The sequence below is a fragment of the Paracoccus sp. 08 genome (assembly GCF_024105395.1).
Lineage (GTDB): Bacteria > Pseudomonadota > Alphaproteobacteria > Rhodobacterales > Rhodobacteraceae > Paracoccus > Paracoccus marcusii.
The window spans coordinates 36,689-44,596 of sequence record NZ_WEKR01000075.1 but is presented as its reverse complement, the minus strand read 5'-3'; the positions used below and the strand labels follow the sequence as shown (position 1 = coordinate 44,596).

At 60.3% G+C, this 7,908-nt stretch carries 6 protein-coding genes and 1 pseudogene; 5 read left to right on the top strand and 2 right to left on the bottom strand.

Annotated elements, in window-relative coordinates; genetic code table 11:
* The coding region (locus GBO37_RS20485) for an IS3 family transposase (protein WP_252927352.1) at positions 1–218 on the top strand (218 nt) is incomplete at its 5' end.
* Positions 219–250: 32 nt separating this feature from the next.
* Here GBO37_RS20485 and GBO37_RS20480 read toward each other — a convergent pair.
* Positions 251–559, bottom strand: a pseudogene (locus GBO37_RS20480) (transposase); the annotation flags it as partial.
* A gap of 534 nt (positions 560–1,093) precedes the next feature.
* Between GBO37_RS20480 and glmM the strand changes: the two are divergent.
* The 4 genes from glmM (at position 1,094) to GBO37_RS20460 (ending at position 6,610) form a co-directional block, all read left to right on the top strand.
* Entirely contained in the window at positions 1,094–2,458 is a 1,365-nt protein-coding gene (glmM, locus tag GBO37_RS20475; RefSeq protein ID WP_252930623.1) for a phosphoglucosamine mutase, read from the top strand.
* A 12-nt stretch (positions 2,459–2,470) separates the two neighbouring features.
* Entirely contained in the window at positions 2,471–4,294 is a 1,824-nt protein-coding gene (gene glmS, locus GBO37_RS20470; protein ID WP_252930622.1) for a glutamine--fructose-6-phosphate transaminase (isomerizing), read from the top strand.
* Entirely contained in the window at positions 4,291–5,421 is a 1,131-nt protein-coding gene (gene galE, locus GBO37_RS20465; RefSeq protein ID WP_252930621.1) for a UDP-glucose 4-epimerase GalE, read from the top strand. The genes glmS and galE overlap by 4 nt, the downstream gene beginning before the upstream one ends.
* Positions 5,422–5,521: 100 nt before the next feature.
* A complete protein-coding gene (locus GBO37_RS20460; RefSeq protein ID WP_252930620.1) occupies positions 5,522–6,610 on the top strand; it encodes an endo alpha-1,4 polygalactosaminidase in 1,089 nt (362 codons plus the stop codon).
* Here GBO37_RS20460 and GBO37_RS20455 read toward each other — a convergent pair.
* Complete coding sequence (locus GBO37_RS20455) at positions 6,552–7,907, bottom strand: hypothetical protein (RefSeq protein WP_252930619.1); 1,356 nt, start codon at positions 7,905–7,907, stop codon at positions 6,552–6,554. The two genes, GBO37_RS20460 and GBO37_RS20455, sit on opposite strands and share 59 nt — an antisense overlap.
* Between the last annotated feature and the right edge of the window lies 1 nt (position 7,908).

Genomic DNA, 7,908 nt, shown 5'->3' with positions numbered 1-7,908 from the left:
TGAGCAGAGCGGGCAATGTCTGGGACAACTCGGCGATGGAAAGTTTCTTCTCAACGCTGAAAACTGAACGCACCGCCCGAAAAGTGTATCGGACCCGAAATGAAGCCCGCGCCGATATCTTCGACTACATCGAACGCTTCTACAACCCGCGGCGGCGCCATTCGAAACTGGGCTATCTCAGCCCCATGGAGTTCGAGGCCCGCGCTATGCTAGCTTAACCTGCTGCCCACAAAACCGGTAGCAGCTCATTTTTCGCACGCAGGCTACAAGCCGTGCGGTGCGCCTTCAGATACGTCGCGTCGATCATGATCGTCTTGAGATCAGTGTCCTTTGCGGCCAGTCCGGCCATGATCCGTGCAAAGACCCCGTTATCGCCCCAACGCTTCCAGCGATTATAGAGCGTCCTGGCCGGTCCATATTCCCTCGGTACGTCGCACCACCGTAAGCCATTGCGATTGATGAAGATAATGCCGCTCAGAACCCGCAGATCGTCCTCGCGTGGGCGGCCATGGCTCTTGGAAAAGAACGGGCGAAGGCGCGCCATCTGCGCTTCGGTCAGCTAGAACAAGTTGGTCATCAATCAGGTCTCCTTGCGGCGGCCTGAATCACGCTAAAGACGTAAAATCAATAGGTCTGGAGCCTAGAGAAAGACGGGATCAACTCCGAGCCTCTATTGTATGGGAGGTGATAGCTGAACGGGTAGGGAGTATACCGACGACTACTAGCCACCACAACGATTGATCCTGAATAGGGCCACGCGGGATAGTCAGGCAGCTGCGAAATGCCATTTCCAATGTCTGCTCTCAAGCAAGCCATTCAGAAAGATAGATCATGTCATATGTTGATCGGCCGATGGAGCACCGAGCCACAACGCGATCACCTGCAGACCTACCTTCGAGCGCGCGAACGGACGTTCGCTTTGATAGGGCGATCAAGACAGCCCCTGAGCTACGGCCATACCTCGCCATGAGTGAGTCGATCACATTAGCACAAGCCGCTTCTGCGCCGGATGAAGGCAAACCGTTGCTGGTCCCAGTCATCGTTTGCACTCGTTCGCTTACCCCCTTGTAACCCTTGAACGAAGGTTTTGAAGATGCGTGACAAGTTTTTTGGCACCGATGGTGTCCGGGGATGCGCGAATTCATGGCCGATGACACCGGAGGCCGTCTTACAGCTGGGTCGGGCAGCGGCTCGTCATCTGACCCGGTCCCGGCATGCCCATACTGTATTGATTGGGAAAGATACGCGGCTGTCGGGCTACATGGTCGAAAGCGCGCTGGTGGCAGGCTTCACTTCAGCCGGGATGAATGTTCTCTTGACGGGCCCGCTGCCCACACCCGCAATCGGAATGCTGACTCGGTCGCTGCGCGCAGATCTTGGCGTAATGATATCCGCCTCGCATAATCCATTCCATTATAACGGAATAAAGTTCTTCACTGCCGATGGATACAAGCTTTTGGACGAGCAAGAGACAGCTATCGAAGCCGCCATTGGCTATTGTGGGGACCTAGCTAAGCCGTCCCAGATCGGCCACGTGCGGCGCATTGAGGATGCAGGCGAGCGCTACATTGAATTCGCCAAACGCACTTTTCCGCGGGGCCTGCAGCTTGATGGATTGCGCATTGTCGTAGACGCGGCGCACGGGGCAGCACATCGCGTTGGGCCGGATCTAATCAGGGAATTAGGCGCCGAGGTGATTCGCATAGGGACAGAACCCAATGGTGTAAACATTAATGCGGGTTGCGGCTCGACGGTGCCGCAGGCGTGCATCGAAGCAGTCGTCTCACATGGAGCGGATCTAGGCATTTCGCTGGACGGTGATGCGGACCGGGTCCATCTGATTGATGAAAAGGGGCGTATAGTCGACGGTGACCAGTTGATGTGCGTGATCGCGGAGCGCGCTCATGCTTCTGGCAGGCTTGCCCGCAATACTCTGGTGACCACTGTCATGTCCAACTTTGGGCTGGAACATCACTTGGCGGGCCAGGGCATCGCTTTACTGCGCACTAAGGTCGGTGACCGTTACGTCGTCGAGGCGATGCGTCAGACCGGTTGCTCTGTGGGAGGAGAGCAGTCTGGCCATATCATTCTATCCGATTTCAGCACCACCGGCGATGGCCTGATCGTTGCCCTGCAGGCGCTAGCTGCCATAAGGGAGGCAGATCGTCCCGCCTCGGAAGTGCTGTCGCGGTTCACCCCGCTACCCCAGATCACCCGAAACGTCGCGGCCCAGCCAGTAGCCGGGCTGCTGGACAGGCCGGCCGTCACTGCGGTGATCGAGCGCATGACCGGCAGGCTAAGCGGCATGGGCCGTGTGCTGGTCCGACCTTCGGCGACCGAACCGCTTGTCCGGGTCATAGCTGAGGGCGAGGACAGCGACTTGCTGTCCGAGATCGCCGAAGAGATCGTCCACGTGCTTTCGGCCGAAAGTTGCCCCGAACTTTCCCGTACCGCCTGAGGAGGGCGACCAATGTGTGGAATCATCGGCGTCATCGCCAACCGCCCCGCAGCGCCAATCCTGATGGCCTCACTGGGGCGTCTTGAATATCGCGGCTATGATTCCGCGGGAATCGCAGTGTTGCAGGGCGGCGTCCTGGACCGCCGCCGCGCCGCAGGCAAGCTGTCGGTTCTGGCGCAACTTCTGAGCGTTCAGCCGCTGCCAGGAACGACCGGCATCGGCCATACGCGATGGGCGACCCATGGCGCGCCGACCGAGGCCAATGCCCATCCCCACCGCTCCGGACCGGTCGCCGTTGTCCATAACGGCATCATTGAAAATTACCAGGACCTTAAACGTGATTTGGCCGCCGCCGGTTACAGCTTTGAATCGCAGACGGATACCGAGGTGATCGCCACGCTCTGTGCGTCGATGCTGGCGCGTGGCCTGTCATGCGAGGATGCGGCCGCCGCGACCATCGCCAAGCTGCGCGGCGCCTATGCGCTGTGCTTTGTCTTTGACGGCCAATCCGACACGCTGATCTGCGCGCGGCGCGGCTCTCCGCTGGTCCTGGGGCTGGGCGAGGGCGAAAGCTTCGTCGGTTCGGACGCCATCGCCTTGGCGCCGTTGACCAACCGCATCTGCTATCTGGAAGAGGGTGATTGGGCAGTCCTGAGCCGCGGCGCGATCCGCATCCATGACGCAGAAGGCAACCTCGCTCAGCGCGAGGTCCAGACCGTCGCGATTGACACAATCCTGGCTGATAAGGGCCAATACCGCCATTTCATGGCGAAGGAAATCAACGAACAGCCCAGTGTCATCGCCCGCGCCCTGGGCGCTTGGATCTCTCCGGAGCGCGACCGGGTATCCTGCGCAGCCGAAGCGGTGGACTGGCGCGCTGTGCCGCGCCTGACCATCGTGGCATGCGGCACGGCGCATTATGCCTCGCACGTGGCCAAGATCTGGATTGAGCGCGTTGCCCGCCTGCCGGTCGAAATCGAAATTGCTTCCGAATTCCGCTATCGCGAGCCGCCCCTGCCGGGGGGCGGCGTGACGATGGTGGTCAGCCAGTCCGGAGAAACTGCCGACACGCTGGCCGCGCTTCGCTACGCCAAGTCGATGGGCCAGATCACCCTTGGGCTGGTCAACGTCACGACGTCGACCATCGCGCGCGAGGCTGACATTGTCCTGCCGATCCATGCTGGTCCCGAGATCGGCGTCGCTTCGACCAAAGCGTTCACGGCAATGGTACTGTGCATGTCGGCGCTGGCGGTCATGATTGCTCGCAAACGCGGCTTAATCGACGATACGCAGGAACGCGCGCAAGTGGACCTGCTGTCCACCGTTCCCCGCCTCATGGCCGAAACGATCGCCCTTGAGTCGGAATTCCAAGCTTTGGCGCAGTCGATATGCGAGGCCGACAACGCGTTGTTCCTAGGGCGAGGCCTGATGTACCCGCTGGCCCTCGAGGGCGCACTGAAACTCAAGGAGATCACCTACATGCATGCCGAAGGGTATGCGGCAGGTGAGATCAAGCACGGTCCTATCGCTCTGGTTGACGAGACGACACCCATCATCGTGCTCGCCCCGTATGACGGGGTGTTTGACAAGCTGGCCTCGAACATGCGCGAGGTCATCGGTCGCAAAGGCCGTGTCGCCATGATCGGGGACGCCTATGCCTGCGCCGAGATGGCCGATGAGGTCTGGCGCTGCGTTACGCTGCCACGTGTTGATCCGCTGATCACGCCCTTCCTGTATGCCGTGGCGATCCAGTTCATCGCCTATCACGCCGCCGTGACCAAGGGGACCGACGTAGACCAACCCCGCAATCTTGCCAAATCTGTGACGGTGGAATGATGATGCAGAGGACGAATGATCACCGCTCTTCCGGCACGGGCAAGACCATCCTTGCCACGGGTGGGGCGGGTTATATCGGGTCCCACGTGGTGGTTTCCCTTCTTGAAGCGGGACACCGGGTGGTCATTTTAGACAACTTCGAAAACTCGGACCGCTATACTGTCGCACGCATCCCCCGAATTGCCCCTGGCTTGGTCGTCCTGGTCGAGGGCGACGTGCGTGATCAAGCGCTGGTCACTGACATTCTGCACCAATACCACGTCGATGCCGTCATCCATCTGGCGGGCAAGAAGGCCGTCGGCGAATCGGTCGCGGATCCGCTGCTCTATTTTAATGACAATATCGGCGGGGCCGTATCGCTTCTTCGCGCCATGCAGGCAAGTGGCGTGTCAAAGCTGATCTTCTCATCTTCTGCCACGGTTTACGGCATGACCGAGATCATGCCGATAGACGAGTCTGCACCCACCTCTGCCACCAATCCCTATGGCCGCACCAAGCTGATGATCGAAGAGATCATCGAGGATCTGACCCTTGCCGATTCTGACTTCAGGGCGATCTCACTGCGGTATTTCAACCCGGTCGGCGCGCACGCCAGCGGCCTGATCGGCGAGAACCCCAAGGGCGCGCCGAACAACCTGTTCCCCTATGTGGCCCAGACTGCTTGCGGGCTGCGGAAAAAGGTCCAGGTCTTCGGGTCCGACTATGCGACCCCGGACGGCACGGGCATCCGCGACTACTTGCATGTCGTGGACCTGGCGCGCGGGCATGTGGCGGCCATAGCTCATATCTTCGGTCCGGCACCCCAGAACCGCCACCAGAGGATCAATCTGGGAACCGGCACTGGCTACAGCGTGCTTCAGGTTCTGGAGGCCTTCTCGAAAGCATGCGGCTTCCGCATTCCTTACGACTTTGCCCCCCGCCGGCCCGGTGACGCCGCGCAATCCTTGGCCGATCCTTCGCTGGCCCATAGATTACTGAAATGGAAAGCCATGCGCGACCTGGACCAGATGTGCGCCGACCACTGGGCATTCCAGATGAAGGCAGCGCATGATGCCCGTCCCACCCTTATTTCACGCAGCGCCCCAGGATCCTCTCTGTCTGTCTCAAGGCTCAGTCCCGCACCCTAATACGCCGCCGTGCGATAAAGGAATTCTGACTGACAATTTTTTGTATTGCAAAAAGGGTACTTACAATATTGCAAATGTTGCTGTCCCAAAAGGAATCGCCTTGCCGATCAAGCCTCTTTCCCTGATCGCCGCGTTGTCCGGACTGGCTTGCGCGCTGCTGGCTGGCGCGGCAAGTCATGCAGGGTCCATCGCCATCCAGCCCCCCTTAAACAGCTCTGGTGGCGATTGCCGCATGGACGGTAGCCGCGCCGTCAGGTTGTCGACAGCATTAACAAAAGGCTATGGGGTGCAATATTGGGGCGCGTCATATAACGCTGAGGCGCTGTCGCATCTGCCTCATGGCATGCTGATCATCGAGGCGACGCGCATCGGTGCGCCTGACAGCGCAACAGGGTACGAGGAACGCTTTTCGCCGGAAGAGATAGCCCTTATCAACCACCACGGGGAACGTCCGGTCCTGGGTTATTTGAATGTCGGCGAGGTGGAGACCTACCGAGATTACTGGGCGCACCGTCCAGATGGGAATCCCGAATGGAATGGTCCTGTCGCAGGGTCTGGCGATCACCTGTCAGTCTTCTGGTCGCCAGACTGGCACGCCATCATGTTGGACCGGGTCGACCAGTTAATGCAGACTGGAATGGACGGGCTATTTCTCGACGACGTGCTGCACTACTATACGCATGCAATGGATGCGGACCTGCGCTGGCCTGCCGGTCACCGCCCAGAGGGACCGGCAGATGCACCCGCTATGGCGCGTGAGATGATGCATCTGGTCAGATTGATCGCGGACCGAGCTCGGCTGTGGAACTGCAACGCCTTTATCGTTGTCAACAATGGTGCCTTTATTGGTCGGGACGCAGCCAGCGACGCGACTCTGGACGGTCAGCAAGATTTTTCCGCGTATCTGTGCGCCATCGACGCCATCCTGATCGAGAACGTGTCAGCCCCCGGCACCCACGGCCACACGATCGAAGCCCTGCAACAGGATTTCCGCGACAACGGTGTGACTGTTATGTCGCTGGATTTCGCCACTTCGTTTCCGTTCGCGGCGCCTGATGATCTGGACCGCATCATCGTCGATATTGCAAGAGACCGGGGCTTTTACCCCTCGCTCGCCCATGATGGCAGCTTCAACCGGGCTTCTGAACCGATCCTGTTGCCGAAACGTCCAGCTGTCGCGCAGGAATGACACTGTCGCGAAGGCGTTGGCGCAGGCCAGGATGGTCAATGGCCCCAGCCAGAAGTTGGCGGTAGAAGGGGGTACCCTGCAGGCCCTCGGCCAGTGACATCCAAATCAGCTGATCCCAGTTAGACAATGGCTGCTGTGCGGCGGACAGCATGTGATGATAGCCCGTCACTCGGTCGCCGCGCCACATCGCCCAAGCCGCCCCAAGCAAGGGCGCGTGATCTGTGACGGACCTCTCCAGAAGGCCGCGATAGGGCAGTAGCGCCTCGGGTCCGCGATAGCGCAAGACCTGCATCAGCGCATCCGCAGTTGCCTCCGGGCTCGCTAGCCCTTTACCGGAGGCGAAGGCTGCATGTAGGCCGTTCAGGTCGCCTGTGCTTTCGGTGACGGCAGTGAGTGTGCCCCAATCGTCGGCACTAAGGCGTTGGCGGTGTGCCAGCCACTCTGCCTGCAACATGCGTGCGACTCCGCCATGCCCGCTTCGCGCGAGGGCGGGGAGGGCGACATGCCCATCGGCGGGTGCGATCGCAAAGCCTATACGAGCCAAGCGAATGGCGGCGTTGATCGCACCGCGGCCGATCAGCGCCTGGATGGATGTCTCCAGCACGGCGGCAGCATTGGGACCATTTGCCCATCGCGACGCGGCGGTCACGGCATCGGCCGGTCGACCACTTTCGACCAAATGTTCCAGCCAGCGCCGCTTGAAGATAAGGTGGTCGGGGCGGTCTCCGTCGGCTAGTCCTGAAAGGAGATCCTGATATTCGCTGACGCGCCCGGTCTTAATCAACAGCAGGGACAGACGGTCAATTTCCGGGCGCGACAGTACGGTCGGCGTTACCGAGGCAAGCAGCGCGCATTCGGCATCGGTCATCCGAAGTGCGCCATACCACCCTGCCAGGCGCGACCGACGTTCGGCTGACGGTTCGGCATTATAAGCGCTGCGTAGAGCGACAATGGCGCGGGGCAGGTCGCCGCCAACCATCTCGATCTCGGCCAGCATATCCAGCGTTGCCACCGAAAACGGGCTGCGCGCAAGCAGGCGCATGGCGGATTGTCGCGCGCCTTCAAGGTCGCCATCTGCCAGCAGAAGTCGTGCATAGAGTAATTCAAGGTTATCGGAAAACGTGATGACCCCCTGTGCCTCATGCAACTTCAACAGGGCGGCATCAGGCTCAAGCTGTGCCAGTCGAGCCTCGAACCGGACCTCGGAGGAGGGGCGCATGGCCACAAGCCCGGCTCCGACGCCGCAGCACAGGATAAGGGCCCCGATCGCAACATCGCGGCTCAGGCGTTGCTGCATG

Coding starts and splice junctions, on each gene's coding strand:
- glmS (WP_252930622.1), top strand. CDS start 2,471: ATGTGTGGAATCATCGGCGTCATCGCCAACCGCCCCGCAGCGCCAATC.
- glmM (WP_252930623.1), top strand. CDS start 1,094: ATGCGTGACAAGTTTTTTGGCACCGATGGTGTCCGGGGATGCGCGAAT.
- GBO37_RS20455 (WP_252930619.1), bottom strand. CDS start 7,907: ATGCAGCAACGCCTGAGCCGCGATGTTGCGATCGGGGCCCTTATCCTG.
- galE (WP_252930621.1), top strand. CDS start 4,291: ATGATGATGCAGAGGACGAATGATCACCGCTCTTCCGGCACGGGCAAG.